The sequence below is a fragment of the Aliiglaciecola lipolytica E3 genome (assembly GCF_000314975.1).
In the GTDB taxonomy this organism is placed as follows: Bacteria; Pseudomonadota; Gammaproteobacteria; order Enterobacterales; family Alteromonadaceae; genus Aliiglaciecola; species Aliiglaciecola lipolytica.
Map to the genome: position 1 here is coordinate 117,813 of NZ_BAEN01000068.1, position 26,118 is coordinate 143,930.

At 41.0% G+C, this 26,118-nt stretch carries 30 protein-coding genes; 11 read left to right on the forward strand and 19 right to left on the reverse strand.

The window, feature by feature from the left end; genetic code table 11:
* Nucleotides 1-17: 17 nt before the first annotated feature.
* Together greB and GLIP_RS17995 are read right to left on the reverse strand one after the other, a co-directional pair.
* Nucleotides 18-491 carry a transcription elongation factor GreB gene (gene greB, locus GLIP_RS17990; protein ID WP_008846117.1) on the reverse strand — a complete coding sequence of 158 codons (474 nt, stop codon included), beginning with the start codon at nucleotides 489-491 and terminating at the stop codon, nucleotides 18-20.
* Between the two features lie 554 nt (nucleotides 492-1,045).
* Nucleotides 1,046-1,777 (reverse strand): FKBP-type peptidyl-prolyl cis-trans isomerase, encoded by a 732-nt coding sequence (locus GLIP_RS17995; protein ID WP_008846118.1) that lies wholly within the window; start codon nucleotides 1,775-1,777, stop codon nucleotides 1,046-1,048.
* A 285-nt stretch (nucleotides 1,778-2,062) separates the two neighbouring features.
* Between GLIP_RS17995 and GLIP_RS18000 the strand changes: the two genes are divergently transcribed.
* Both GLIP_RS18000 and GLIP_RS18005 read left to right on the forward strand, forming a co-directional pair.
* Nucleotides 2,063-3,079, forward strand: coding sequence for a WD40 repeat domain-containing protein (locus GLIP_RS18000; protein WP_008846120.1), 1,017 nt, complete (start codon nucleotides 2,063-2,065; stop codon nucleotides 3,077-3,079).
* Nucleotides 3,080-3,089: 10 nt separating this feature from the next.
* Nucleotides 3,090-3,305 carry a SlyX family protein gene (locus GLIP_RS18005; RefSeq protein WP_008846121.1) on the forward strand — a complete coding sequence of 72 codons (216 nt, stop codon included), beginning with the start codon at nucleotides 3,090-3,092 and terminating at the stop codon, nucleotides 3,303-3,305.
* A gap of 17 nt (nucleotides 3,306-3,322) precedes the next feature.
* Here the strand turns inward: GLIP_RS18005 and GLIP_RS18010 are convergent, their stop codons facing one another.
* Both GLIP_RS18010 and GLIP_RS18015 read right to left on the reverse strand, forming a co-directional pair.
* Nucleotides 3,323-3,838, reverse strand: a complete 516-nt coding sequence (locus GLIP_RS18010) for a hypothetical protein (RefSeq protein ID WP_008846122.1) — start codon at nucleotides 3,836-3,838, stop codon at nucleotides 3,323-3,325.
* Nucleotides 3,839-3,916: 78 nt separating this feature from the next.
* A complete protein-coding gene (locus GLIP_RS18015) occupies nucleotides 3,917-4,120 on the reverse strand; it encodes a YheV family putative zinc ribbon protein (protein ID WP_008846123.1) in 204 nt (67 codons plus the stop codon).
* 118 nt (nucleotides 4,121-4,238) lie between these two features.
* Between GLIP_RS18015 and GLIP_RS18020 the strand changes: the two genes are divergently transcribed.
* Genes GLIP_RS18020 through GLIP_RS18035 form a run of 4 tightly spaced genes read left to right on the forward strand, consistent with a single transcriptional unit; the run spans nucleotide 4,239 to nucleotide 7,920 of the window.
* On the forward strand, nucleotides 4,239-6,173 hold the full coding sequence (locus tag GLIP_RS18020; protein WP_008846124.1) for an ATP-binding cassette domain-containing protein: 1,935 nt from the start codon (nucleotides 4,239-4,241) through the stop codon (nucleotides 6,171-6,173).
* Nucleotides 6,151-6,642 carry a TIGR02444 family protein gene (locus tag GLIP_RS18025; RefSeq protein ID WP_008846125.1) on the forward strand — a complete coding sequence of 164 codons (492 nt, stop codon included), beginning with the start codon at nucleotides 6,151-6,153 and terminating at the stop codon, nucleotides 6,640-6,642. Before GLIP_RS18020 ends, GLIP_RS18025 begins: the two co-directional genes overlap by 23 nt.
* A 4-nt stretch (nucleotides 6,643-6,646) precedes the next feature.
* The gene (locus GLIP_RS18030; protein WP_040523544.1) at nucleotides 6,647-7,690 is read left to right on the forward strand and encodes a hydrolase; all 1,044 of its coding nucleotides are present in this window, start codon (nucleotides 6,647-6,649) and stop codon (nucleotides 7,688-7,690) included.
* Complete coding sequence (locus GLIP_RS18035; RefSeq protein ID WP_040523481.1) at nucleotides 7,687-7,920, forward strand: YheU family protein; 234 nt, start codon at nucleotides 7,687-7,689, stop codon at nucleotides 7,918-7,920. The genes GLIP_RS18030 and GLIP_RS18035 overlap by 4 nt, the downstream gene beginning before the upstream one ends.
* A 156-nt stretch (nucleotides 7,921-8,076) precedes the next feature.
* On the opposite strand, the gene GLIP_RS18040 is transcribed toward GLIP_RS18035, so the two are convergent.
* The 3 genes from GLIP_RS18040 to nudE are packed head-to-tail and all read right to left on the reverse strand — an operon-like array spanning nucleotide 8,077 to nucleotide 10,071.
* Nucleotides 8,077-8,658 carry a YceI family protein gene (locus GLIP_RS18040; protein ID WP_008846128.1) on the reverse strand — a complete coding sequence of 194 codons (582 nt, stop codon included), beginning with the start codon at nucleotides 8,656-8,658 and terminating at the stop codon, nucleotides 8,077-8,079.
* Nucleotides 8,659-8,668: 10 nt separating this feature from the next.
* Nucleotides 8,669-9,493, reverse strand: a complete 825-nt coding sequence (gene cysQ, locus GLIP_RS18045) for a 3'(2'),5'-bisphosphate nucleotidase CysQ (protein WP_008846129.1) — start codon at nucleotides 9,491-9,493, stop codon at nucleotides 8,669-8,671.
* A complete protein-coding gene (gene nudE / locus GLIP_RS18050; RefSeq protein ID WP_008846130.1) occupies nucleotides 9,493-10,071 on the reverse strand; it encodes an ADP compounds hydrolase NudE in 579 nt (192 codons plus the stop codon). Before nudE ends, cysQ begins: the two co-directional genes overlap by 1 nt.
* 94 nt (nucleotides 10,072-10,165) lie before the next feature.
* Here nudE and yrfG point away from each other — a divergent pair, with 94 nt between their 5' ends.
* Nucleotides 10,166-10,858 (forward strand): GMP/IMP nucleotidase, encoded by a 693-nt coding sequence (yrfG, locus tag GLIP_RS18055; protein ID WP_008846131.1) that lies wholly within the window; start codon nucleotides 10,166-10,168, stop codon nucleotides 10,856-10,858.
* Nucleotides 10,859-10,889: 31 nt separating this feature from the next.
* On the opposite strand, the gene GLIP_RS18060 is transcribed toward yrfG, so the two are convergent.
* From GLIP_RS18060 to gspC, 12 genes are read right to left on the reverse strand one after another with little or no spacing between them, the layout of a single operon-like run.
* Nucleotides 10,890-11,651, reverse strand: coding sequence for a type II secretion system protein N (locus GLIP_RS18060; RefSeq protein ID WP_008846132.1), 762 nt, complete (start codon nucleotides 11,649-11,651; stop codon nucleotides 10,890-10,892).
* The gene (gene gspM / locus GLIP_RS18065; RefSeq protein ID WP_008846133.1) at nucleotides 11,648-12,127 is read right to left on the reverse strand and encodes a type II secretion system protein GspM; all 480 of its coding nucleotides are present in this window, start codon (nucleotides 12,125-12,127) and stop codon (nucleotides 11,648-11,650) included. Before gspM ends, GLIP_RS18060 begins: the two co-directional genes overlap by 4 nt.
* A 1-nt stretch (nucleotide 12,128) precedes the next feature.
* A complete protein-coding gene (gene gspL / locus GLIP_RS18070) occupies nucleotides 12,129-13,322 on the reverse strand; it encodes a type II secretion system protein GspL (protein WP_008846134.1) in 1,194 nt (397 codons plus the stop codon).
* A complete protein-coding gene (gene gspK / locus GLIP_RS18075; RefSeq protein WP_008846135.1) occupies nucleotides 13,322-14,425 on the reverse strand; it encodes a type II secretion system minor pseudopilin GspK in 1,104 nt (367 codons plus the stop codon). The genes gspL and gspK overlap by 1 nt, the downstream gene beginning before the upstream one ends.
* Complete coding sequence (gspJ, locus tag GLIP_RS18080) at nucleotides 14,422-15,054, reverse strand: type II secretion system minor pseudopilin GspJ (protein WP_008846136.1); 633 nt, start codon at nucleotides 15,052-15,054, stop codon at nucleotides 14,422-14,424. The genes gspK and gspJ overlap by 4 nt, the downstream gene beginning before the upstream one ends.
* On the reverse strand, nucleotides 15,054-15,440 hold the full coding sequence (gspI, locus tag GLIP_RS18085) for a type II secretion system minor pseudopilin GspI (protein WP_008846137.1): 387 nt from the start codon (nucleotides 15,438-15,440) through the stop codon (nucleotides 15,054-15,056). The genes gspJ and gspI overlap by 1 nt, the downstream gene beginning before the upstream one ends.
* The gene (gspH, locus tag GLIP_RS18090) at nucleotides 15,437-16,063 is read right to left on the reverse strand and encodes a type II secretion system minor pseudopilin GspH (protein ID WP_052155010.1); all 627 of its coding nucleotides are present in this window, start codon (nucleotides 16,061-16,063) and stop codon (nucleotides 15,437-15,439) included. The genes gspI and gspH overlap by 4 nt, the downstream gene beginning before the upstream one ends.
* 18 nt (nucleotides 16,064-16,081) lie before the next feature.
* Nucleotides 16,082-16,522, reverse strand: a complete 441-nt coding sequence (gene gspG, locus GLIP_RS18095; protein ID WP_008846139.1) for a type II secretion system major pseudopilin GspG — start codon at nucleotides 16,520-16,522, stop codon at nucleotides 16,082-16,084.
* A complete protein-coding gene (gspF, locus tag GLIP_RS18100) occupies nucleotides 16,522-17,745 on the reverse strand; it encodes a type II secretion system inner membrane protein GspF (protein WP_008846140.1) in 1,224 nt (407 codons plus the stop codon). The genes gspG and gspF overlap by 1 nt, the downstream gene beginning before the upstream one ends.
* A gap of 2 nt (nucleotides 17,746-17,747) precedes the next feature.
* Nucleotides 17,748-19,310 carry a type II secretion system ATPase GspE gene (gene gspE, locus GLIP_RS18105; protein ID WP_008846141.1) on the reverse strand — a complete coding sequence of 521 codons (1,563 nt, stop codon included), beginning with the start codon at nucleotides 19,308-19,310 and terminating at the stop codon, nucleotides 17,748-17,750.
* A complete protein-coding gene (gspD, locus tag GLIP_RS18110; protein ID WP_008846142.1) occupies nucleotides 19,310-21,358 on the reverse strand; it encodes a type II secretion system secretin GspD in 2,049 nt (682 codons plus the stop codon). Before gspD ends, gspE begins: the two co-directional genes overlap by 1 nt.
* Before the next feature lie 11 nt (nucleotides 21,359-21,369).
* Complete coding sequence (gene gspC, locus GLIP_RS18115) at nucleotides 21,370-22,317, reverse strand: type II secretion system protein GspC (protein ID WP_040523486.1); 948 nt, start codon at nucleotides 22,315-22,317, stop codon at nucleotides 21,370-21,372.
* A 142-nt stretch (nucleotides 22,318-22,459) separates the two neighbouring features.
* On the opposite strand from gspC, the gene hslR reads away from it, so the two are divergent.
* From hslR to GLIP_RS18135, 4 genes are all read left to right on the forward strand, one after another.
* Nucleotides 22,460-22,864, forward strand: coding sequence for a ribosome-associated heat shock protein Hsp15 (gene hslR / locus GLIP_RS18120; RefSeq protein ID WP_040523489.1), 405 nt, complete (start codon nucleotides 22,460-22,462; stop codon nucleotides 22,862-22,864).
* A gap of 9 nt (nucleotides 22,865-22,873) precedes the next feature.
* A complete protein-coding gene (hslO, locus tag GLIP_RS18125; protein ID WP_008846146.1) occupies nucleotides 22,874-23,770 on the forward strand; it encodes an Hsp33 family molecular chaperone HslO in 897 nt (298 codons plus the stop codon).
* 412 nt (nucleotides 23,771-24,182) lie between these two features.
* Nucleotides 24,183-24,956: an IclR family transcriptional regulator gene (locus GLIP_RS18130; RefSeq protein ID WP_052155011.1), complete on the forward strand. Its 774-nt coding sequence runs from the start codon at nucleotides 24,183-24,185 to the stop codon at nucleotides 24,954-24,956.
* A gap of 70 nt (nucleotides 24,957-25,026) precedes the next feature.
* Nucleotides 25,027-25,941 carry a sugar kinase gene (locus GLIP_RS18135; RefSeq protein WP_008846148.1) on the forward strand — a complete coding sequence of 305 codons (915 nt, stop codon included), beginning with the start codon at nucleotides 25,027-25,029 and terminating at the stop codon, nucleotides 25,939-25,941.
* Nucleotides 25,942-26,118: the final 177 nt, after the last annotated feature.

A 26,118-nucleotide genomic window follows, 5' to 3' on the forward strand; every position in this document is an offset into this window, starting at 1 on the left:
AAAACACTTAAGCTCGGTTATTTTTCATATTCAATACTTTTTATTAGCCAAACAAACTCGCCAGCCTCTGTTCGCACAATCGCTTCGTCATCTATTTGCTTTTTTATCAGAGCTCTGGCCATTGGTGAATCGATGGAAATACAATCTTTGCGCGCAAATATTTCGTCGTAGCCAACAATTTGCAACTTTAAAACTTTGTCATCTTCGTTTTCTATTTCTACCCAAGCACCAAAAAATACTTTGCCTTCTTGCTGCGGTGAGTAATCAACGACCTTTAAGTTTTCTAAACTCTTGCTCAAATACCGAATGCGCCTGTCTATCTCCCGTAAACGCTTTTTGTTGTATTGGTAATCTGCATTTTCGCTGCGGTCACCTAAGCTTGCTGCCCACGTGACTTTCTTGGTCGTTTCGGGTCTTTCAACACGCCATAAGTGATCAAGTTCATTTTGAAGTTGCAGGTAACCCTTGCGGGTAATTAACGGTGTTCTCAAGCAAAAAACCTCATTATTTTGAAACTCTTTTTAGGATACAAAGACTTAGATGTAATTCTAGAAACTAATCGAGAATCCAATGTAATAATTAATTATAACCGCTTTTTTGTTAGTCAAAATTGTTCCAAAAAACAGCCAAAATTTTCGGGAAAATATCACAAACTAGACTAATATTTAAGATAGTTAAACGACAACTTGAAGCGCATAAAAAAAACGCAACAATGTCGTTTCAACACGCGCTGTGGCTGGCTTTGCTACCGAGTATGTTACAGTGTTTCGCTATAAAACGTAAATAATTCGAAGGTAACTTTTATAGGAGGCCTCTCGTAGATGAACGTTGGTTTAGAGCATTAGATATGTTCAAACTAGTAAACAATCAGGTAGTGAAATTTTATTCCAAACCCGAAATTAGTTCGGGCCTTAAGGTCGATTAGAAAGACCAATAAAAAAGTGGAACTAGGTTCAGCAAGGATAATGCTGATAGTGAAAAAATAAGCCGGAAGTCGATTAGACTTCCGGCTTTTTCGTAGGTGTTAGCTTAATGTGGAATAAAATTATTCAACAGCAGGCTTGTTTACAATTTCTAAAAGTTCAACTTCAAAAATGAGCGTTGAATTAGGTGTTATTTTACCTGTAGCACGATTTCCGTAGGCAAGTTCAGAAGGAATATAGAACTTGTATTTAGAACCTACATTCATCAATTGAACACCTTCAGTCCAACCAGCAATCACTCGATTAAGAGGGAATGTTGCTGGCTCACCTCGGCTATAAGAAGAATCAAATTCTGTACCGTCTAAAAGTGTGCCTTTGTAGTGTACTTTTACCGTATCTTCAGCAACTGGGCTGTCGCCTTCAGAAGAAATTAACACTTCGTATTGCAGACCAGATTCGGTTTCAGTGACGTTTTCTTTCTTAGCATTGTCTGCCAACCACTGTTTACCTTTTTCTATATTCTTTTCAGCAAGCAAAACTTGGCCTTCTTGCATTGCTTTGTCGATTTGGCTGTTTAGCGTTTGAATTTCACCTTGCTCTATCTGTGACTTTCCTTGCATCGCAGCAGCAAAGCCTTTAATGATCAATGCCTTGTCTAACTCAACACCCATGCTTTCTTGAGTCGCCAATCTTTGCTCAACAAATCCGCCTACACTTGCGCCAAACGCGTACGCCTGCTCTTCTTCTACAGACGTAAATTTAATTTCTTCTACTTCTAACGGATCAGCTTTTTGTTGACAAGCAGTTATGCCGAAAACAGAAGCAACGACAAATGCAATAGCTGCCTTTTTCATTCAATTTCTCCAAAATATCAATAAATTAATGAGTTTGCTTGTTAAACAAACGAAAATTCTTAATGCGTCTTTTTAATGTTGGCATAAACGCCAACTTCCTCAAAAAATAATTATTCGCGGGGCAGTGTAAATTGATTTAAGTAAACAAGCTAGTTGCTTTGAGGTGAGAAAAATCATCACCTGAAAATCAAATTAACACCCAATACCGTTGTGAAACGCGCAATTTAAGGTGACTTAGGTATATACTAAACGAACTATAGTAATACACCAACTTGATTAGACAGTATGTATAAAACTGCCGACCGATTAATGTTAAATCATCGCTTCACTTTCCTGTGGGTGATGATCAGCCTTTTCTTAAGCGCCTGCAGTGGCGCAATTAGCCAGCCTGAAAAATCCGTGCGTCATGCTCAAGAAGGCGCATATGCTGCAGATATTTCGGCTGATGGGAAAATCAGCGTTATCTCTACAGCCCAACAAGGGATATTGGTATGGGATTTAACTAATCAAGCAGAAAAGTTTAAATGGAGCCACCAAGAAGAAGGCAACAATCACAACACCGTCGGCATTGTGCATATTGCCGCTGATAGTAGCTATGTGGTTACTGCGGACAGGGAAGCCTTTGCACTGTGGAATTTGACCACGGGTGAGCCTGAAGGGTTTTGGCGTATCGATGAGGCCAGTGTTCGCGATATCGCGGTCAGTAATAATGGCCGTGGAATCTTAGTTGGCAGAGGAAACGGCAAGGTGCTATTTTTTGAACCTAAAACCGGACGTCGATTAGAGTTTTTAGGACATCAGGAAAAGATCAATAGTGTCGATATTTCTCCCAATGGCTTTTATGCACTTACCGGAGGTAACGACTATACAGCCTACTTGTGGGATACGCGCACCGGCCAAGTGATTCACAAATTCGTCCACTCAAGCCGCGTAACGAAAGTCGCATTAGATGATTTAGGTCGATACGCATTTTCAGTAGATAGTAAACGCGGGGCAAAAATATGGGATGTGCAAAGCGGCAAAGAAATAAGTCAGCTTTTTTATTTACAGCGTCAAAAAATTTTTAGCACAGCGACCTTTTCAGAAAACGGAAAATATTTGGCAACTGGATCACCAGGTAGAGCGTTAAATTTGTGGTCTGTCACTAGTGGATCTGAAATTCAAGAATGGCGAGTTACACCAAAAGAAGGTACGCAACCTCAAAGCGCGATTGTATATGCAGTGAGCTTCAGTCAAGAAAATCAGTTATTATCTGAAAGTAGCAGTGGACTGGCAGAATATTGGCCATTCGAACAGGATTGAAATAAATTTTATGAGTACCGATTTACACACTGAAATAGCACATTTACAAACGCAACTAGCTTTTCAGGAAGACACCATTGAACAGCTGAATAAAGCATTGGCTGATCAACAAATTCAAATTGATAAAATGATGTTTCAAATTAAACATATGACTCAGCGAATGAAACAAATTGAGCCGTCTAATATCGCAGATGCGTCTGAAGAAGCCCCACCACCACACTATTAACATAAGCTAAAATTGAGTTATTGTAGAAAGCTTTTTTCGGGCGATATTTCACAACTTTCCACCGTTTCAGCTGCGTTGACTCTGGATATTAACCAGCACTCTTCGTAAATTGAGCAATAACATAGTTGTATGTCAATATCACTGTCGACAGCAACAAACCCTGCGGCTTTTTCAGTCCCAATTGATAAGGGGATAATCGTATTCTGAGACGATAGTATTCGAGTGCTTAAGTGTGATTGTACGAAATCTGGGATGTCCGGTATTTGATTCCAATATTGAATGGGTTCACCTTTATAGGTTACATGAGCGTACTGGATTAAAGCAGGCCCATTTCCACTATTCATGACGCCGTATTCAAACACCCCATTATTGAAACTTCGATAAATTTCAATTCTTGGCCAAACTGCAGCTCTTGCATAAGATCTGTCTATGTATGCCGAATATATTCCGACCACGGCAGTTACGACGCTAATTAATAGTGCAGACAATGCAATTATCATTTCAGGCGCTTTATACCAGACTGTTTTTTGCATCAGATTATCGCTTCCTTATCGAGCATGTTCTACTTTGAAAGAAAATCGTATTAAGTATAACTATAGCCAGACATCTCGTTAGGGTTTGAACACCCCAATCACATCTTCATTTTGCCGCTTGGCAGAGTCGACTTGTTTTTCTACTTGTGATTCTGTGTAATCACATTCAACACATGCGAGTTTTTCGACGTTGTTTTCAAAAAATAACATGATCGTATCTTGCGCTTTACACTTCGGGCAAATGGCTCCTGCCACAAAGCGTTTTTTGGTTTTTTTAGTCATCTAATTCTATTATTCTCAAGGCGTTAATTAAATTTCATTTCACACGCAGGCGCGCATTTCTGTTCCGCTTCAGTGTATAATACGCCAATTCAAGTAATTTGATTAGTATTGTTCGTAAATGATCCAAATTTCAGACCTGACGTTACTGCGTGGCAGTAAAATCCTTCTAGAGCGCGCTTCAGCAACAATTTATCCTGGTCATAAAGTAGGACTTATTGGTTCTAACGGTTGCGGTAAATCTAGTTTATTCGCGTTACTTCGTGAAGAATTGCATCCCGATGCGGGAGAATGTCAACTGCCTAAAAACTGGCAGATTGTTTCTGTTGCCCAAGAAACACCTGCATCTAATCGAAGTGCATTGGATTATGTGATTGATGGTGATGTGTTATATCGCAAACTTCAACGAAGTTTAGCGCAAGCACAGGAAAACCATGAAGGGGAAAAAATAGCTGTTTTACACGGTCAATTAGAACAGGCGGGCGCATATGACATAGAGTCTAGGGCTGCAACGATCCTGGCAGGTTTAGGCTTTAGTCATGCACAGATTAGCAAGCCGGTAACTGACTTTTCTGGTGGTTGGCGCATGCGGCTTAACTTAGCACAAGCGCTTTTGTGCCACTCTGATTTGTTGTTACTGGATGAGCCCACTAACCACCTGGATTTAGATGCGGTAATTTGGCTAGAGCGCTGGTTAGCAAGATATTCAGGAACACTAATTCTTATATCGCATGACAAATCCTTTCTAGATAACACTGTCACTGAAATTGTGAGCGTTGAAAGTCAAAAATTGATGAGTTACACCGGCAATTACGCTTCTTTTGAACGCCAACGGGCAGAGCGATTGCGATTGCAAGATCTGGAGTTTCAAAAACAACAAGCAAAAGTGGCTCATCTAGAATCTTTTATTAATCGTTTTAAAGCCAAAGCGAGTAAAGCAAAACAAGCTCAAAGTCGTATAAAGCAATTGGAAAAGATGGAAGACTTACTGCCAGCACATGCACAGTCTCAGTTTTCATTTGAGTTTTTTGCGCCTCCCAAGCTGCCTAATCCGTTAGTAAAAATGGAAGAAGTACAGGTGGGTTATGACGAAACTGTCATAATCGACAGTCTGCATTTAAATTTAGTTCCGGGTAGTCGAATAGGCTTGTTAGGCCGAAATGGCGCAGGTAAATCAACCTTAATCAAATTGCTCGCAAATGAAAAGTCACCGATGAGTGGCGAATACATGACCTCTGCGGGTCTAAGTATTGGTTATTTTGCGCAGCACCAGCTTGAATTCTTACGTCCGCAGGATAGCGCGTTAGATCACTTATACCGGTTAGATAAATCGGCCACTGAACAAAGTTTACGAGACTTCTTAGGGGGCTTCGGGTTCCATGGTGATCAAGCGTTGGGAAAAGTGTCTCCAATGTCTGGCGGCGAAAAAGCGCGTTTAGTTTTGGCGTTACTGGTTTATCAAAAACCTAATTTACTTTTACTTGATGAACCAACTAACCACCTAGATTTAGAAATGCGCCATGCTTTAAATATCGCGTTGCAAAGCTTTGAAGGGGCCATGGTTTTGGTTTCTCACGATCGTTTTCTACTAACATCAGTGTGTGACGACTTCTATTTAGTGGATAGTGGAAAAGTGGTGGCTTTTGATGGCGATTTAGATGATTACCGTGACTGGCTACTTAAAGATAGCGGGCAGAAAGCAACAAACAAGAATGATAATTCTTCTACTGAGCGAGCGTCTGAGATTAAGATGGATCGCAAAAATGTTAAACGCTTAGAAGCCGAGTTTAGACAAGCCACTCAAGGATTGCGTAAAGCCATTCAGGCAGCCGAAAAGCAAATGAATTTATGTACTGAAAAACTTAAAAAAGTGGAAACTGCACTCGCCGACGTCGATATCTATTCCGATGAAAATAAAGCCCGCTTAAAAGAATTATTATTAGAACAAGGTAATACTAAAAATGCTTTGGAAGAAGCCGAAATGCAATGGATGGAATCGCAAGAGGCGTTAGAGCAAAAACAACAGGATTTCGATGAGCAAAAATTGGTCGGCTGAAGATTTTTGGCAGTTCTCGCTAGGTATTTACGCAATCGAGGACGTGAAAGAAACGTGTTTAGCACTTCAAAATGACTTTTCTGTTAACGTCAATATTCTATTGCTCTGTGGTTATTTAAATCTCAACAATCGTCAATTGTCGAAATTACAGTTTGTAGATTTATCGTCCTTCATTGCTCCTTCTGTTGCAGACGTAGAGGCAATCAGACAAAAACGAATTGTCGCTAAGATGAATCAGCCGAGTATCTACTCCCAACTATTGGCCGAAGAATTAGCATTGGAAAAACTGCAACAGCAAAACATTATTCACTTTCTCAATCAGCATCAAACTAGCATTAAAAGTATGTCTAATTTGCAGGTGTATTTAAGCTCACTTGATAAACAGGGTGATCCTGACTTAGAGTGTAAGATAGGTCATCTAGATGACCTTTTTTCACTACACACTGTATCAACAAACATTGTATCTTAAGCACATGAGCGATAAACAAAAGCGAGCAGATAATTCTATCCAAAGTAGAATAAGACGAAGTGAATTTAAGGCGCCTTTTTGGGCTCGAAATCGTCATATACAAACCCTGTGGCCACGGTTTATTCAGCGCCGCCGCCCATTAGCGTTGCGAGTCGAAAAGTTATCTCTGCCGGATACGGATTCACTAAATTTAGTGTGGGGACAACCGGAAACCATTCCCGAAAGCAAAGGTTTAGCTGTGATATTTCATGGTTTAGAAGGCTCAGTAAAATCCCATTATGCTAATGATTTAATGGCAGAGTTGCAAAGCCAAGGTTGGCAGACCGTGCTAATGCATTTTCGAGGATGTGGCGGTGAGCTAAACTCTACTCCACGCGCGTATCATTCTGGTGAGACTGAAGATGCTAATTATTTTATGCAATGGTTAGATAAAAAGTTTCCTGATTTACCCAAAGTGGCAATTGGCTTTTCATTGGGGGCTAACATGTTGCTTAAACTGTTGGGGGAAAATCCCGCTCAAAAATTGATAAAAGCAGCTGTCGCGGTTTCAACTCCATTTAAATTAGCGGAGTGCGCTGAAAGCATAAATCATGGGTTCTCAAAAGTTTATCAAAACTATTTATTAAAAAGTATGGTGAAAACGTTACGCTCTAAAATGCAACATATTGACTATAAAGGGCTACTTAGCATTGATGACGCAAAGGTTGCACAACTAACCAATTTTAGAGACTTTGATGAAAGTGTCACAGCACCCTTGCATGGTTTTGTAAATGCGGATGACTATTATCAAAAATGCAGTGCAATCAGTTTTCTTAAACATATCGAAACACCTACACTCATTCTGCATTCCATCGATGATCCTTTTATGAATGAAGCGGTTCTGCCTGAAGAGCATGAATTATCCGATTCAGTAGATTTAGAACTGAGTGAGACGGGTGGACATGTTGGCTTTTTACATGGAACGCCGTGGAAACCCAAAATTTGGTTTCATAAACGTATTGCAGATTTCATCGAGCCTTTTTCAATTCATAATGTTGTACAAGAATGATCATTCCTATTAGTGAGATACCCCCAGAAACATTAAAAAGCCTAGTTGAGTCTTTTGTTCTTCAGGAAGGCACGGATTACGGTGAGATGGAATTTGATCTTGAGCAAAAAGTAAATCACGTCATGCTGCAACTTAAATCTGGACAGGCATTCGTGCAGTATTCAGAGCTGCACGAAAGTGTGAACATAGTGACAAAAGATCAGGTTGATAACCCAGACAATAATATGTAGACCGGGATATCTTCCGGTGCGGTTGTTTGGGGTTTTCGTGATTTCGGGGCTGAAGCCCCGACTACAGCTTGTAGGCTGGGATTTATCCCAGCGTGATCTTGTCTGGCGGTTACGTTTTTTTCGGGGCTAAAGCCCCGAATACAATGTCGTATCTAACTATTTACTCGAAAACGTTACGGAAAAGGTTAGCGGTACCGGTAGGCTAATACTTTTTAATCCTGCAATTTCCTGTAATTTTTCAATGCCTGGAACTAGATCATGTTTGTTGGCGTCGATTAAAACGGGTTTGACTGTTGTTGCAGTAAAATTGTCGTTTTTATCTTTATTAACACGTACTGAAATTTCGTAACTTGCAGATTTCCCTTTGATTGAAATGTCTAATTTTAGAGTGACTAATTCGGTTGTACCTGCTTGCATACTTAAAACGGAATCCGGTACCTGACCTGATAAAGTGGCTTCTGGTGTATTTTCCACATCAAATAGAAACTTCTGCATACGCTCATTACGTATTGGAATGTTAGTTTCTACTGATTTTAAATCAACTTTGACTTCTAACTTTCCAGACTCACTTAAATTTCCAGAAAGTTGTTTAAATTGATGAAGCTCAGCTATATGTTCATTTTTAGTGGAAATGAAGTTCAATTCCGATGACGAGTTATCTAACTGCCAATCGGCGTGTGAAAACGTTGCATAGGCTGCACAACTTAATGCAATACTTACAAGACTAAGTGTTCTCATATATTTCTCCTTATTTATATTCAACGATTTCTTGCCAATCTACTTGGCTATCTCCTAACACGACAAAGTCAGGGTTGTCTGTTGTATCACGTTGGTTATAGGTAAGTGGTACAAAATTAGCTGAAAGAACGCTTCCTCCTGCTTCTTCTACAATACATTGAGAAGCGCCTGTATCCCATTCTCCTGTGACCCCGACCCGTAAGAATACATCGGCCTTACCTTCGGCAATAAAACATGCCTTCAGCGAGCAACTGCCCAAAGGAAGTGTTTGATAGATACGGTTCGAACTCATGTGGTTCATGATTCTTTCTCGTGGCTGTCGACGACTAATCGCAATCATGACAACATCTGTAGCAGGCTCTTGGAATTTGCGTACAAATATTTGTTTGTTGTTCTCTACAGGGCAGGATTTAAACGCGCCATGATCTTTAGAGGCGTAATACAAAGTTTCACCGGCGGGCCAATAAATAACGCCTAGAACAGGTTGGTTGTCCTCAATTAGGGCAATATTCACCGCAAAGTCACCACTGCGCGCGATAAATTCCTGAGTACCATCGATGGGATCAATTAACCAATACTGTTGCCAATGCTCTCGCTGATCCAGATTTCCATTATTCGTTTCTTCTGACATTATTGGGATGTCAGGCGTTTCCTTTTGCAGTATTTCCATGATAATTTCATTTGCGCGGTAGTCTGCCGATGTTACCGGCGACTCATCCTCTTTTTCATAGGCTTTGAAATCACCACTATCATAAATTTTGAGTATTTCTTCACCTGCGGTTTTAGCCGCAAATTTGGCTATGGTTAACAAATCTTGCCGAGGGTTTACAGCCATTATCGTACCTCTGTTGAATTTTGTGCCAAATATTTTTGAACTAGAAATAATGCGGCTATGCAGCGCGCTTCTATAAAATCATCGCGCGCCAATAGCGCGTCTATATTATGAATGGACCAAGGAATGACTTCTAATGGTTCGGGTTCATCCCCTTCTAAGCGACATTCATATAAGTTTTGTGCCAAAACAATATTCATTTTGGCGTCAAAAAAAGTGGGGGCCATACTTACTGTATGAATTTTTTCTATTTGCTCTGCGCCGTAACCAGCCTCTTCTTTGAGCTCTCTATTCGCAGCTTCCAGAACGGATTCGCCGGGATCAATTAGGCCTTTAGGAAATCCCAGTTGATAGGAGTGAGTTCCAGCAGCATATTCTCGAATAAGCAACATTGTTTCTGAATCAAGAAATGGCACTATCATCACGGCACCGTTGCCTGAACCAGCCATTCTCTCAAATTGTCGAGTTGCTCCGTTTGAAAATTCAAGGTCGACCCGTTCAACACGGAAGAAGCCGCTTTTTGCAACAATTTCCCGCTGATGTATTTGCGGGAGCGTTTTATTCGGGTCTATTTTATTCATGTACCTATCACGTTAAACTAACGACGGTCTCCCAATATTGGGCGATACGTTTTACTAATCAATTTTGCCCTACTTTAACCCATGGATAACTGACTTGCCAATGCTGCACTGGAACCAAATTAAAACTGTTTTACTGGATATGGATGGAACGTTGCTTGATTTGCACTTTGATAACCATTTTTGGATGGAGGTTGTGCCACAGAAATTGGCGCTCAAGCATGCTATCAGCCTCGAAAAAGCTAAACAGGATATTCATCTTGAATATCAAAAAGTAATGGGCACCATTAATTGGTATTGCCTTGATTATTGGGCAGAAAAACTAGATATGGATATTATTGAAGCTAAACAGGAAATAAAACATCTGATTAGCATGCGTGAAGACACCTTACCTTTTCTGGATGCTTTGCATCGCAGTGGAAGAGATGTGATTTTAGTGACGAATGCACATCCTGGAAGTCTATCGTTAAAAATTGAACAGACACATTTAGACAGCCACATTGATACACTTATTTCTACCCACGAATTTGGTGTGACTAAAGAGTCACAATTGTTATGGCAGAAACTACAACAGCGTTTAGGTTTTGATCCACGAAACACACTTTTTGTGGATGATAGTATTCCTATTTTGCATGCGGCAAAAGAATTTGGAATTGCTCACTTGTTAGCAGTAGAAAACCCAGATAGCCAAGGTGAAATTCGCAAAAGTAATGACTTTCCAGGTATTCAAGATTATCGGTTCTTGATTGATGATATTAACCAGAATCTATTTAATCGCCAGCAATCATAGGGACTGATAAGATTTTATTGAGTTCTAGAGTTTAGAGCTTTATTTTATAAAATCCTTGATTATCAGGACGACCAAAGAACTTTGCTGCGTCTTTTACTTGTTTAGGCAAGCTGTCATCTGGCTTGAACTGCCCGTCTAATTTTACTTTTAAATTATTTGGGATACGGGCATCAGCAGTTAGATTAAAAACATTCGGTGGATTAATTTTAACCAATACGTCGTTTTCAATGCAGTTTAAAGTCGCTTCAAAGTTACCTAAACTCAGTGGTTCGTTAAGGCCAATTAACCCTTCTAAACCCGCATTAATCCACTGACCGTCTCCAGATAACGCAACACATTTACCGGGATAATCTAACTCGTTGACTAGTACCTTAAAACGACCACCGGCATTGACTGCAACAGGCAGTGGTACTTGTGCTATCAGCATATCTGCTGGAATATACAAAGTGAGATCAGAAGCTTGAATATGGCTGGGGTCGAACAGGCTTATATTTACAACACCTCGAGCCGAAACTTTATCGCTCGCGCGTAGGTTTCCAGCATCGATGTCTAAACTTACTTTTCCAACTAATAGTTGCCAAAATGACATTTGCCATTGCACGTTTTCAATACTGATATTGTTAACCGTGATCATGCTTGCAGATGGGCGCCAAATTGTTCCTTGAACCCCCTCAATCGATACATCTTTAGACTGATTTACGCGATAAATCACCTGACTAGCAGGTAAATTAATTATGAGTAAAACAATATACGCCAATAGCCCTAAAAGACTCCATTTAACTATTCGAATCATGATTTCCCTAACTGCAAACTTCTGACTTTTACCATTCCAGGCGCATTGGATTCGGCTAAATCAACATTGATGATGCGAATGCCGAGTGCCTCTAGGCTTTGTAACCAACTAACAACATCATTAAACGGTGCTTGATCTACCCATACTTTTAATTCTTCACCTTGAGGCTGCATTCGTGAAATAGCAATGTTTACTCGCCCTGCTGTTTGGTTTACTGCTTGCGGTAATGAACCGGAATATACCGCTGAGTTGCCTCCAGCGCTGCGTAATTGAATCGCGCGATTAGCATTTTTTTTCATCCAAATGAGATCGGCCTGATTAGATGTTACGAGTTTACGTTGTGTTTCCAGTGAGTCACTAATAGGTGACCAAACTATGAAATAAAACAAAGCGATAACTAACATGATGCCGGAAATTACAACTAACGTTTTTTCACGTTCTGATAGCTGATTAAACTTGTCTAATAATTCTTTCATATCAGCTCCTTATGGATAACGAACCAATGACTTGGCTGTCTTTGTTGTTAATCGCACCTTGTTCAACTTCAAAGCCCTTCTCTTGAGCTATACGTTTGAATTGCTCTAACGCTTCAAAATTAGCTGCAACTGCCTGTAGGCGTATTTCTGAACGAGCACTATCAAACCGAATTGTTTGTGGTTTCACATCGCTACTTCGAAACGCATCGGTGAGTTGCGACATCATCGCCAACATTGAGGTTTGTCCGCCGCCGTTTGCTAACTTAGCTAACTCTCTTTCCATGGCACGACGAATGCGAGTAGGTTTTTGTTGGTTAGGGAACGCCTTTTTAAATTCTTCGTGCATTTGCGCTTTTAAGTCACTACTTTGTTGCTTTAATTGATTGACTTGAATACTTTTATCGACCACGGTGACAAGCAAAGCAACAATCGCCAATACCGCAGCAACGCGCCATTTGCGCCATTCACTTTTACTTTGTTGCTTTGCTTTAAACTCGCCTTGTAACAGGTTGAATCCACTTTTTAGTGCCCCAGTCGCAAGCAACTGCATGGGTAATTCCAATTCTTGCTCAATTGGCTCAACGTTCGCCAAGTTTGAAATATCAAGATCACTATAATTTGCAACTTTTAGCGGCGTTGTTTGTTGTTTTGCAAAGTGTTCCATAGCTTGCAGCAACCAACTTGAGTCACCTTGTAGTCCTTGCCACTGGTCTTGACGAATAATCGCGTTTTGCCCCAGTGTTACCATGCTCCAAGCATCTTCCAAATACGGCAAAGCCAACACATCAGGAAGCATCTTGTCACAAAACAATCCTGCGCTTTTTATGGCGTGTAGCCAATCTTGCATTTTGCTTCGACCTACAACAGCTACCGCTTGAGCATTGCCATTTCTATCGCCCAATGCGAAAAACTGCTCACTGATATCTGTACTTAGATCTTCTTCGAGCATATAAGGAATTGCGGTAAGTGCTTTGCGTGACGCTTTTGCGGGCATGGTCACCCATTTAAGTAAAAAGTCACACCCGGGCACAAGTGCGGTTATCGGACGCTTTCCTGCTCGTTCCGACAATGACGAAAGCTGCTGCGCGTTATCGAGCACGCCAGAGGCAATGATTTCTTGCTCTTGCGCAGACCAAACCAGCCAATTGACAGGATCATTGGTTGTTGAACCAAGGCGAATAACCAGATTTTCCATTAAAGTACTCCTCCAAACTCTCGCCGTATGACGGTGACTTGGTCGTTATTTTCTACTTTTAGTAGTGAAGACATCGTAAATGTAGCGTTATTGTAACGGGTCTTGGTATGTAATAGAAAGTATTCTGTTTTCACATCAAACCAACTTTGTTGTTGCGCGCTTAAGGTGTGATTGGTGAACAGACTTTCGGCGAAAAAATCTTGTACTGATTGGTAGCCATCAGGTGCGCGATTGCTAATTAAACTTTGGATTTCTGACGTAGGCGCGCCAGTTAATGCGGCTAATACTGCAGCTTGCTCTTCTTTTACTGTGTTTACGTTTATTTTCAGTTCAGTCACATTGGGAATAACGCAAATCGAAGGTAAGAGTGCGCCTATCCATTGTGGTTGGACACCGTTGACTAATCTGATTTCGGATTTGCTGACCATCAAGTTATTCGCGGTCAGGTACGGATTAACTAGTGCTGCATAATCAGAATCTTCAGCGCCGCTTTGGCTCATGTTGTCATCTTGATCCAACCAATCAATCAGCGAATCTCGCACCACTTCTATGGAATAATTGTCCAGATCAGGTACGACATCCGTTAATAAACGTTCGAATGCCAACGCTTCTTCAGGTATTGAGTTGATATCACCATTATTATTTCCGCGCAATGCGTCTTTAACATCGTTTGAATTGTTGTTGGTGTCAGTGTTGTTATTGTCGGCATTGCCGTTTTCATTGTTCTGAGTATTATTCTGCTGAGGACGATTTACTGAATCTATGGCATTTAAATTTAAGCAGGTTTGCATATCGGTGAGTTGCGCCTGAATACCTCCGCCATCCAAAGGAAAGGTAAATTCTTCAGACCATCCTCCTTCTAACGATACAACATTAGAATTTAAAGCGATTAATTCACGAACCGATTTTATCGCATATTGCTCGGCTCCTAACGCATACCAAAAAGCTTGATTATTATCTTTGATATTCGTTGCTCGGGTAATCTGCAACTGCAAACGCGCACCCATTTCTGTAGCGATGATGGAGACTAACGCAACAATCATTAAGACGATAATTAATGCTACGCCTCGTTGCTTTTTGTGTGATTGCGAAACGCTATTCATGAATCTAACGTACCCATCATGAATTTACGGGTAACCGGCCCAAATTCTTTACTGGTTATTGTGATCATCACTGCGACAGGTAAGCTGTTTTGAGCATAAGATTCGTCCCAGCTTTCCATATCTTCGGAGTCTTTACCGCCATTAAGTAAAAACAACACTTTGAAATCTTCAATATCAGTAAGCAGCACCCGAACCTTGGGCTCGAAGCCAACTACATTGTCTACATAATTACCAAATAAGCGCTCTAATTTACCTTCTTGAAGGCGATAACCAACACTTTGCAACGTGCTGCGATGTAACATGAGTTGTGGATTCTGCCAGCCACCACGCACAAATGAGAGCCCATCAGCATCGCTCTCCAGTAAATTTTTCTCGCCTCTCATGACAATGTTATTTTCTTCGCCTTCAATGCGCACTGATCTGGGGACCGCTTGCAGCATATCGCGTTCAATTGTCAGCATTGCGCGTTGCAGAGTCTGTAGTTTTTCAAAGCGACTTTCTGATAGTTCATCACTGTCGATTACGGCGGTCATTACACCTGTAGAGGCTATGCCGATTAATGTGAAAATGGCAACTGCGATCATAATTTCAATCAGAGTGAAACCGCTTTGTTTAGGTTGGCCATTCATCAGATTGGACTCTTTGGCTTTGCCATATAGGTCGTTACACTGGTAATTGTTCGCTCAAAATTTTCGTCTAGACCAACCGTAACTTCTACACCTACTAACGATTCATCAGGTGTTTTTAATAATTTCTGTTGCCAATACCATTTTGTGCCAGCCATATCTTCCTCGCCTTTTAGATTGTCTTTAATCGGCCAGGTATTTTCGATATTGATTTGCGTTAGTCGATTATTGGCAACCCAAGTAGCGAATGTAATATTTTCTATTTGGCTAACCCCGTTTAAATGATCAGTGGCAGATTTCATAATGGCCGTGCCGGTTATCGCAAAGATTAGCAGTGCCAGCATAACTTCCAGTAACGTAAACCCGTAGTTCGACTTAAGGTTTTTCATAAGTCGCTATCCAATGGTCCTAATCGCTCAAGAGGAACACTATCAATTGCGTTGAGTTTGAAATAAACCGGATCATCTGATGAAAAGTCAGGCTCGTATTTCATGGTTAAACTAAACGGAGTAACATCGCCGCTTGAAAGCAGCATAATTTGTGGAGGAGGTAGTTTTTTCTCTTCTTCGTCTTGGCCTATTTCAACCCTATCTTCATTGAAAGATAAGGTTTCATCAAAAATCCCTTCGCTAAATAAATTATCTTCATCAATCCAAGGTAAATCGTCTAACGTTAACGTTAGTCCATAGGGTTCAGGTAATTGATATCGTGAAAACGCTTGCTGACCTTCTAAGAGTTGCCAGTTCTGCTCATCGTCTAGCCACATGAATATGTATTCGGCAGTTTCTGGCTCTATGCGAATACCAATTTCTTGTTGGTTTAGCACTGCAAAATCCGAAGCCATATCGACAACAATTTGAAATCGTTTAGCTTGTTTTTCGAGTTCTTCTAAAGGTGTTGGTGCGAAGTTTTTAAATGAAACAACACTTATTACAATTCCCATAATTGCCAGCACCGCCATGATCTCGATGAGCGTAAATCCTGATTGGTACCTTCGTAGCTGTGCTCGCATTATGGGTTAACTCAAATGTTAGTTTAGGTAATCGCCTAAATTCCAATTACCAATATCATCTTCCGTGCCCGGTTCGCCATCAGGTCCATTTGAAAACACATCAATCACACCTAACTCCCCAGGACTAACTAGCTGATATGGGTTGTCCCATGGGTCATTAGGTAAACGGTTTATGTAACCACCATTGGGATAGTTACGAGGAATCGGATCGATAGACGGTTCATTGACTAGTGCATCTAAACCTTGTTCTGTGGTCGGAAAGCGATTATTACTCAACTTGTAACGCGTTAGTGCACTTTCTAAAGATTGAATATCAATGGCTGCTGCCTTACGTTGAGCCTCTTCCTGGTTACCCAAAATTTGCGGCGCGACAAGACCTGCCATTATGCCAATAATTAGTAACACCACCATTACCTCAATCAAGGTAAAACCAGTCTGTTTGGGTTTGTTTCTTTTCATTACATATTCACCATATTATTAAGCGCTAAAATTGGTTGTAAAATTGCTAGTACAATAAATAGTACGATAGCTGCCATACTGACAATTAGAATAGGTTCAAAGACTTTTAATGAGACACCAACTAAGGTCTCAAATTCCCTATCTTGGTTATCAGCCGCACGTTTTAACATTTGTTGAAGCTCACCACTGCGTTCACCAGAGGCGATCATGTGCATCATCATCGGTGGAAACATTTTCGTTTTTTCCAATGCGGCACGCAGACTTGAGCCTTCTTTTACTTTTATTGCCGCATCAGCAACGGCTTCTCGTATATGTAAATTCTCAAGTACATCACCAGCAATACGCATCGCTTCTAAAAGCGGAACCGCGCTGGCATTTAATATACTCAAAGTGCTGGCAAAACGAGCAGTATTCAAGCCTTTGGATACTTTACCTATCAGTGGTAGTTCCAAAATAAACTTGTGATAGCGTTTTTTCATTACTGGTTGTTGCAGAATTCGCCGAACAATAATAGTCGCCACAATGAGTAAAACAATCGCAATGAGACCATAACTTTGTAACCAAGTGCTGACACTGATTAGAATACTGGTAATCGCAGGAAGTTCCTGCCCCATATTGTCAAATTGACCTACGATTTTAGGAACCACAACGGTCAACAGTAAGAAAATAATGCCAAATGCAAAAAACAACATAATCGCTGGATACACCATAGCCTGTGTTATTTGGCTACGCGTTTGTTGGCGTTTTTCAGTGTAATCGGCGAGTCTATTGAGCACTGTATCTAGGTGACCGGATTTTTCACCTGCTGCGACCATAGCGCGAAATAGCTCATCAAATACTTGCGGAAATTCAGACATTGCGTCTGCTAACGAATGGCCTTCGACAACTTTACTACGGACTGCCATCATCATGTTTTTATGACGGGGCTTCTCACATTGTTCGGCTACAGCTAACAGTGCTTCTTCTATGGGTAACGCTGATTCAACCAAGGTCGCTATTTGACGAGTTAGTAAGGCTAAGTCGCCGGCTGAGATACCACGTTTAAATAAGGTGAATTTATTTTTGTTTTCGCGACGTTCTTGCTCAGTTACTTGTTCAACTTCAAGAGGAATCAGTTCCAGTTCGCGTAATTGTTGACGGATATGGCGTGCATTATCACCTTCTAATACACCACTTTTATTCCGACCAGATTGACTAATCGCTTTATACGCATAGGCTGCCAAAATTAATCCTCCCGGGTAACACGCAGGACTTCTTCAAGGGACGTGTAACCAAGAAGTACTTTGCTACAGCCATCTTCGCGTATGCTCGGTGTGGTTTTTCTGACATGCTTTTCTATGGCTTGCTCGCCATGACCATTGTGAATTATCTCGCGTGTAGGTTCGTCAACGACAAGCAATTCATGAATACCAGTTCGACCGCGATAACCGGTTTGATTACACGCAGCACAACCTTTAGGACTGTATATTTCTTGTGTATTGGTTTGCTGAGAAAGCCCCAATATTTGACATTCTGCTTCACTGGGTAAATGCGATGTCTTGCAATCAGCACACAAGGTTCTTACCAGTCTTTGCGATAATACTGCCAATAAACTTGATGATAATAAAAACGGTTCAATACCCATATCTTCAAGTCGGGTAATAGCACCTGCAGCGGTATTCGTGTGCAAGGTCGATAGAACTAAGTGACCGGTCAAACTCGCTTGTACACCAATTTGAGCGGTTTCCAGATCACGAATTTCCCCGATCATAACCACATCGGGATCTTGCCGTAATATTGCTCTTAATCCTCGCGCAAACGTCATGTCTACTCGCGGATTTACTTGTGTTTGCCCGATTCCTTGCAAATCAAATTCAATGGGATCTTCTACAGTTAAAATATTGCGGTCTTTGGAGTTAATTTCCGACAGCCCAGCATATAAGGTTGTACTTTTACCTGAGCCCGTAGGGCCGGTCACCAGAATAATACCGTGAGGTTTGCGAATTAATGCAGAGAATATTTCGCGATTTTTAGGTGTCATGCCTAAATCAGTCAGATTCAAACGCGCATTGTTTTTATCTAGCAAACGAAGTACAACTCGCTCGCCATGACTCGATGGCATAGTTGAAACCCTAACATCCACCGCTCTACCAGCAATTCGCAGCGTAATACGACCATCTTGCGGGACACGCTTTTCGGCGATATCTAATTTCGCCATAACTTTTATACGTGACACCAACATAGAGGACAATTTGCGGTTTGGACGTAAAATTTCTCTTAGCACGCCATCAACGCGGAATCGGACGATCAACTGATTTTCGAAGGTCTCAATATGAATGTCTGAAGCGCCTTCTTTAATGGCTTCACTTAACATTGCATTGATGAGTTTGATGATAGGGGCATCATCTTCGTTCTCGAGCAAATCTTCGGTATCGGGAAGTTCTTCTGCTAACGCAAACAAATCACTTTCGTTTCCGATATCTTCCATTAATTGTTTAGCGGCCGATGAGTCTCTTTGAAATGCTTTGGTTAACAGGCTTTCAAATTCTTCATCCGCAATTTCTTTCAATTGAAAATCAGCTTGTAAAAATCGCCGCACTTCTACGAAAACGGAAAAATCGGTACTGGCCGTGTGATATAAAATTGCTGGCTCTTCGCCAGTATCTAACAGCACCTTATGGCGTTTAGCAAAACTGAAAGCCAGTTGTTTGTGTTGCACAACCTCTTCTTCATCCATGTCAACTGCCGCTGTTTCAGCGTCTAACATGTCTGGATTGAGTTCAGCATTTTCAGCTGTTTCAATGCTCATTAATTCTTGCTTTCCTGCTCTTTCTTCAACAGATATTCTTCGAAAGTGGGTGGTAACTCTAATGCATCATCCCATTCAGGCAGCACAGGGTTCTCAGTCATTGGCATTAATGCGACCCCTTCTGACTGGCGTTTTAACTGCTGCGCTCGAATATAGTTATATTTTTTATGACTGATGGAGTTCATTGTTGCACCATCACGTACAATAGACGGGCGTATAAATACCATCAAATTACGTTTACGTTTGCTGGTGGTGGTAGATTTGAACAAGTTGCCCAAAATCGGAATATCACCCAAAAGCGGTACCTTGGAAATACTTTCCTGAACATCTTCGTCAATTAGGCCACCTAAAACAATTGTGCCACCATCATCGACGATTACGGTGGTTTTAATCTCACGTTTATTGATCGCGATATCCACAGATGTAGCACCGCTGACGCTTGACACTTCCTGCTCAATTAACAACTGAACAGCATCACCTTCATTGATTTGTGGTGTAACTTTAAGTTTGATACCCACCTCTTTACGCTCTACGGTTTGGAATGGGTTAGCATTGTTGGAACCTGTGGATGAACCGGTAATAATTGGCACTTCCTGACCAACAATGAAGAATGCTTCTTCGTTGTCCATGGTGGTTAAATGTGGTGTGGATAACACGTTCGAATTCGTGTCAGTGCTGACAGCTTGCAATACTGCACCCCAGCCATCTTTTACCACACCAACTAACAAACCATTGAGGCCACCCACCAAAGAGGCTAACGATGTAAAATCGCCCTGTGTGACTGAATCGTACGAGTACGGTTGACCATTGTCATCAAAACCGGTCGTGGTGGTAACTTGATCGTCCGCAGCATCAACTGCAACTGCCAGTGAGCCAATTCCAACAACACCATTAGTAAATTGCTGGCCACCACCTTCTTCACTCGCCCACTGGACGCCTAGCGTGGTGCCGTCACCTTCAAATACTTCTACGATAATCGCTTCTACAGTTACTTGAGCGCGACGAATATCAAGTTGGCGAATGACTTCTTCTAACGAACGCATCATGTCTGGTTCTGCGGTTATGACCAGCGCGTTAGAGTCAGGATGCGCATCTATGCTAACTTCACGGTTATTAGTGGTTCTACTGCGGTTATTACTTCCCTGGGCACCTTGCTCTTCGGCTTGAATACTTGCGCTTACCCCTTGTAGCACCTTGACTAAATCTTCGGCTTTAGCGTAATTAACAAAAATAACTCGGGTATTACCGCTGGTTTCCAGTTCCTGATCCATTTTGGTAATCAGGTTGATCAAACGTTTACGTGCTTTATTATCACCTGAAACGATAACACTATTGGTGCGGTCATCAGCAACTACACGGGGTTCTGACTTTCCAGTTGCTTGGGCTTTCGATGCATTTTTGTTGATATTTTCAATAATGCGGACCATTTCAGAGGCTGACGCATATTTGAGTTTAACAATTTCTACTTCTTCATCACCGGCTTGATCAACTCGTTCGATAATCTCCACTAAACGATTAACAACGGCTGCTCGACCGGTCAACATCATCACATTAGAAGGATCATGGCTGACGACGTTACCGCCTCCAGCTTGGTCGTTTAGCTGACGAAGAATTGGCGCAAGTTCTCTAACAGGAACATTATAAACAGGAACAACTCTGGTGATCATTTCATCACCGTCGAAAGGTGTACCTTGGATAACTGGGATATTTGACGTTTTGGCGTCTTTGGCACGAACGACTTTTAAAATACCATTAGGCATTTCAACTACCGCGAAATCATAGACCTGTAATACATTGAGGAAGAATTGATAATATTGCTCTTCATTAAGCAAGTCGTAGCTACGTACACTGATTTTACCACGCACATCTGGGCTTACGATGATGGTTTTTTGCAGGTTTTTACCAACAATATTGATGAACTCAGAAATTTCAGCATTTTTGAAATTTGGCGAGTAGTCTTTCGCTGCCGTCATTGTTGAAACGGACAAAAACACTGCACACGCTGCCAAACATAAGCCTCTAAATCTACTGCGGCTCGTTTGCCTCATAGGGGTAATCCTCATATATCTTGTTCTTCTTCCCCTTCAGGGAAATCCAAATACAAAGTGAGAAGTTCCTCACCTCGACTAATTGTAAGTTGTAATGAATCCGATTGATTTAGTGCTGACAAAGCTTCCATTGCCTGCTCTGGGTCGGTTAAATCCAATCCATTAATTTCAGTAACTACATCACCTACTGCAAATCCCGCGGCCTTAAATAACTTGGGGTTTTTACCTGGGGTGATTTTATATCCAGCGATTAAGCCATCTTCACCTTGAACCGGTGCAACGGCGATAAATTCAGTAAAGCCCCCCGGATTGCGACGCAATTCCCGAGTTGTTTCAACCATTTCAGGCGTGAGTTCGGTATACTCTTCGCGCTCAATGGGTTGACCATCAGCTATCGTTTCTACGGGTGGCCGATATATTTGACTTTCTTTAGAGTATTCTAAACCATCTAACATTAAGGTTTCGCGTCTGGGGCCATTTTTAATAATTACCCGATCCGCAAATACTTCTTGTAAACTTGCATTAGTACCATCAATTTCATCATCGATACCATAAGTGTTTTGAAGACCGCGATTTTCAATGATTGCCGTGCCAACTCCGGGTTCATTGGTTTTCACAACGCCAGTTAAGGTGAGTTTCAATCGTGTTTCCGGTGCTTCAGTAATTTCTTGTTTAACAGGTGTCTCCTCTTTTGAGGATAAATCGCCAAAAAGGTTTAAGCTTTTTAGCTGAGACAAATTAATACGAGACTCTGAATTGGAAGAAGAATGTGATCTTTGAGTGGTCTGTACTGCAGAATTTGTACTATTTTGAGGTTCTGGAATTAGCCGCCATGTCATATCAGCTAGAAAAGCTAAAAGATACAGAACCAACAAAATCACAACCAGCAGATTAATCTGCGATTGAAATTTGCTAATTTGCAGCCATATTTGGCTTAAGTTTGTACTACCAGGGCTCATCTTTTATCACTTCTAGGTCGATTATTGTCGCAAAACGCGAACAATGATAACCAGTTGATATGTGGGTCACAACTATTAAAAATTAACATTACCATAAAATTGCATTTGAAAGTTGTTAAGCACAGGTCAACGGGCGCAAAATATGAAGAATAAGACAGACAACAAAGACACCGAAATAGTTCGATTAGATAAATGGCTGTGGGCAGCTCGATTTTTTAAAACCCGTTCTTTAGCGCGAGACATGGTGCAATCTGGTAAGGTGCAATATAATGGACAAAGAGCTAAAGCCAGCCGAAATGTGGAAATCGGTGCAACCATAGTGTTGCCAGCAGGTTTTGATAGCAAAGAAGTCATTGTTGAAGGGCTAAGTGATAAACGTGTGAGTGCGCCACAAGCACAATTGCTTTACGTTGAAACCGAAAAAAGTATCGCGCAACGTGAAAAAAATGCAGAAGCACGCAAATTAAGTGCGTTTCATAGTCCGAGGCCGGAAACTCGCCCAGATAAAAAACAACGTCGTAAAATTATTCAGTTTAAACAGCAGTAAGAGAAGGTTATGTCCCACTTTGATCAGTTACACCGATATGTATTCAACAACGCAAATGTACGCGGTGAGCTTGTCCAACTTGAAAATAGTTATCAAGAGATTCTAAACTCACAGTCATACCCAAAAGTTATCCAACAGCTTTTAGGTGAGTTGATGGCCGCGGCCTCTCTATTGACCGCTACGCTAAAATTTAAAGGCAATATCGCGTTGCAATTGCAAGGCGAAGGTGCAGTTAAGTACGCAGTTATAAATGGAACCCATGACCAAAAATTACGTGGTGTTGCTAGGTGGGATACGGATGAAACTGAATTTTCAACCTCGTTATTAGAATTATTCCCTAAAGGTGTGTTAGTAATCACTATCACACCAGAGTTGGGTGAAAGGTATCAGGGAATGGTTGCAATTGATAAACCTAGTTTATCTGAATGTCTTGAGAGTTATTTTACTCAATCAGAGCAACTGCTAACCCGCGTGATACTAAAAACCTCGTTAACCGAGGAGCATAATCGTGCTGGTGGATTGATTTTACAAGTACTACCAACGAGTAGCGAAGCAACAAATGTAGCTGATAGCCCAGACTTCACTCATTTAAGTGCATTGACCGAGACCATTACAGCAGAGGAATTACTGAACTTACCTGCCAATGATGTACTGCATCGTTTATATCACCAAGAAGAAGTAGAGCTTTATCCGGCGCAAAATATTAGATTTTCGTGTACGTGCAGTAAAGAGCGCAGTGCAGTTGCCATTGCGAATGTTGATAAACAAGAATTGCTCAATATTGTGGCTGAAGACGGCGCAGTTAGATTAAATTGTCAGTATTGCCATAAAGAATACAGCTTTGACGCAATTGATATTGAATCTATTCATAGCGGTGCCTTTGGGCAACCGTCGAATACCATGTAAGCAGCGAGATGATTCAACCTGATTATAAATTAACTGATCATTATATTGACGGTCATGTTCTCGCTGTTAATGACGGCTTCTTAGCTCGTTGAATTTAAAAAAATTAATGCACTCAATTTGGTGATTTGTGATTCACTTATAATTGTTAAGTTAGTTTAGGATAGTATTCGACTATTATTTAGTAGCGTGATAGAAGTAAAAGTTCTTTATCCAGCCTAAGTGCTTAAAACTATGAATTATATAGAATAATTTTTAAGCTTTTTAGCAAGTCTAGAAAAATGAAGTATACTTTTAACTATATTGTATTGAATTGATATCCAGCCAATCAATTAAAATAACTACACTAGGCTGAATTTAGACGATATTAAAATTAAGAATAAGTGGTTTGTTCTTTTTGTTGAGGTTTTAAATTATGGAACGCTACCTCATTCCGAGCGTCAATCGCGCTTGCGAAGTACTAAGACTGTTAGTAAAGCATAACCAAGGCTTAACTATGCAGGAATTGATGGCAGAGTTAGAGTTACCCCGCACCACGTTATTTCGTTTATTACGCACGTTATGTGCAGAGCAAATGGTACAAAAGCGCGGTAAACTCTACTTTTGTGGTGCCGAGTTAATGCAACTTGGATTTAATATTATACACTCAGATCGAATGCACCAATTAGCGATTCCCCATGTTCAACGTTTAGCGTTGAAAAGTGGTCACACTGCGCACTTGGCGGTGCCAAATAACGGGCAAGTGTTGATTGTTGAAGTGTTCGATAGCCCTAATCCGCTGTTAGTATCAAAACGACCGGGTGTGCAAGCACAAATGCATTGTTCATCTACAGGCAAGGTGTTTTTGGCCCATCTCTACTACGATAATTTAGAGCTGCTAATTCAAGAACACCCTATGGAGCGTCATACCGAACACACGATTACTGACATCGATTCATTGCGTAAGGAATTAAAACGCGTTGTGGCCATGGGTTATGCTCTGGATGATCGTGAGTACAATAAAGATGCTCGATGTTTAGCTGTGCCGGTGCGTGACAATCGCGGTGTTGTAGTGGCATCAATTGGTATTACTGCACCTGTTGTGGCGTTTCCAATGTCACAAGTTCAGGCCATCGTTGAGCTAGCTAAAGAAGCGGCAAATGGCATTTATCGAGATGCTTATCAGGTAAAACACGAAAAGGCGAGTTAATCGCACTGTCTAATTAATCTAATTTTAAAAATTTGCAGCCTTGTACAGGCTGTGTTTGAGGATAACAAGAATGAGTCGATGTTTAATTTTTGGTGAGTGTATGATTGAGCTTTCTCATCAAACACAAGGAGTTCTCAAACAAGCGTTTGCTGGTGATACGTTTAATACAGCCGTTTATTTAAAGCGTTGTCTTCCTCAAAAACAAGTTTCCTATTTAACCGCAATTGGTCAAGATTATGTTAGTGATGAGCTGATCACTTTAATGCAAAGTGAATCAATTGATAGCTCCCTTGTTATACGAAGCCAAGATAAAACCCTTGGCTTGTATATGGTGCGTACAGATGAAACAGGTGAACGAAGTTTTATGTATTGGCGCAATGACTCAGCTGCTAAACAAACTTTAGATCTGTTATCAGAGCCCCCAAAAGACGTAAGTGATTTCTACTTTTCAGGCATTTCATTGGCTATTTTACCGGAACATAGTAGGCAAAAACTTATCGATTTGGCTGAATATTATCGAAGGCAGGGCGCTCGGATCGTTTTCGATCCTAATTATCGTGCTCGGCTATGGGAATCTGCAGACGTTGCTCGTAAATGGATTGATTTAAGTTATGACTGTGCTGACTTGGCCTTTCCTGGTGGAGATGATCATTTTGACTTGTATCAACATACTAATAGTGACGATATTTTCGCTTATTTAGATAATAAGAATATTGCCGAAATTGTGCTGAAGAACGGCCCACAAAATGTACTGATTCAAACCTCTGATGGACGGGTTAGTGTGCCTATCACTGCGGTTAAGAATATTGTCGATACAACCTCTGCTGGTGACTCGTTTATAGGCGGATATTTAGCTGCGCGCTTGGCGGGTAAAGATCCAGAAAATGCGACACGATACGCTGCAAAGGTGGCTGGAGTGGTAATAGGTTTCAAAGGTGCAATTGTAGAAGAAAAGGCGTTTTCTGAGCTTATTGAGGTTGTTTAATACTGCCTTAATCAGCTTTATCGTATCAACTGTATATGCTTGAGTTCTTAACTTACATTTAACGCTTCGACATCAATCCAAGTTCACTATGCGACTGAATCAGTCGTTTTAATTCTTTAAATGAGCTGAGTTTGCGAGATCTATCCGCTGACTCAGTTACATGTCTCTTCACTCCCT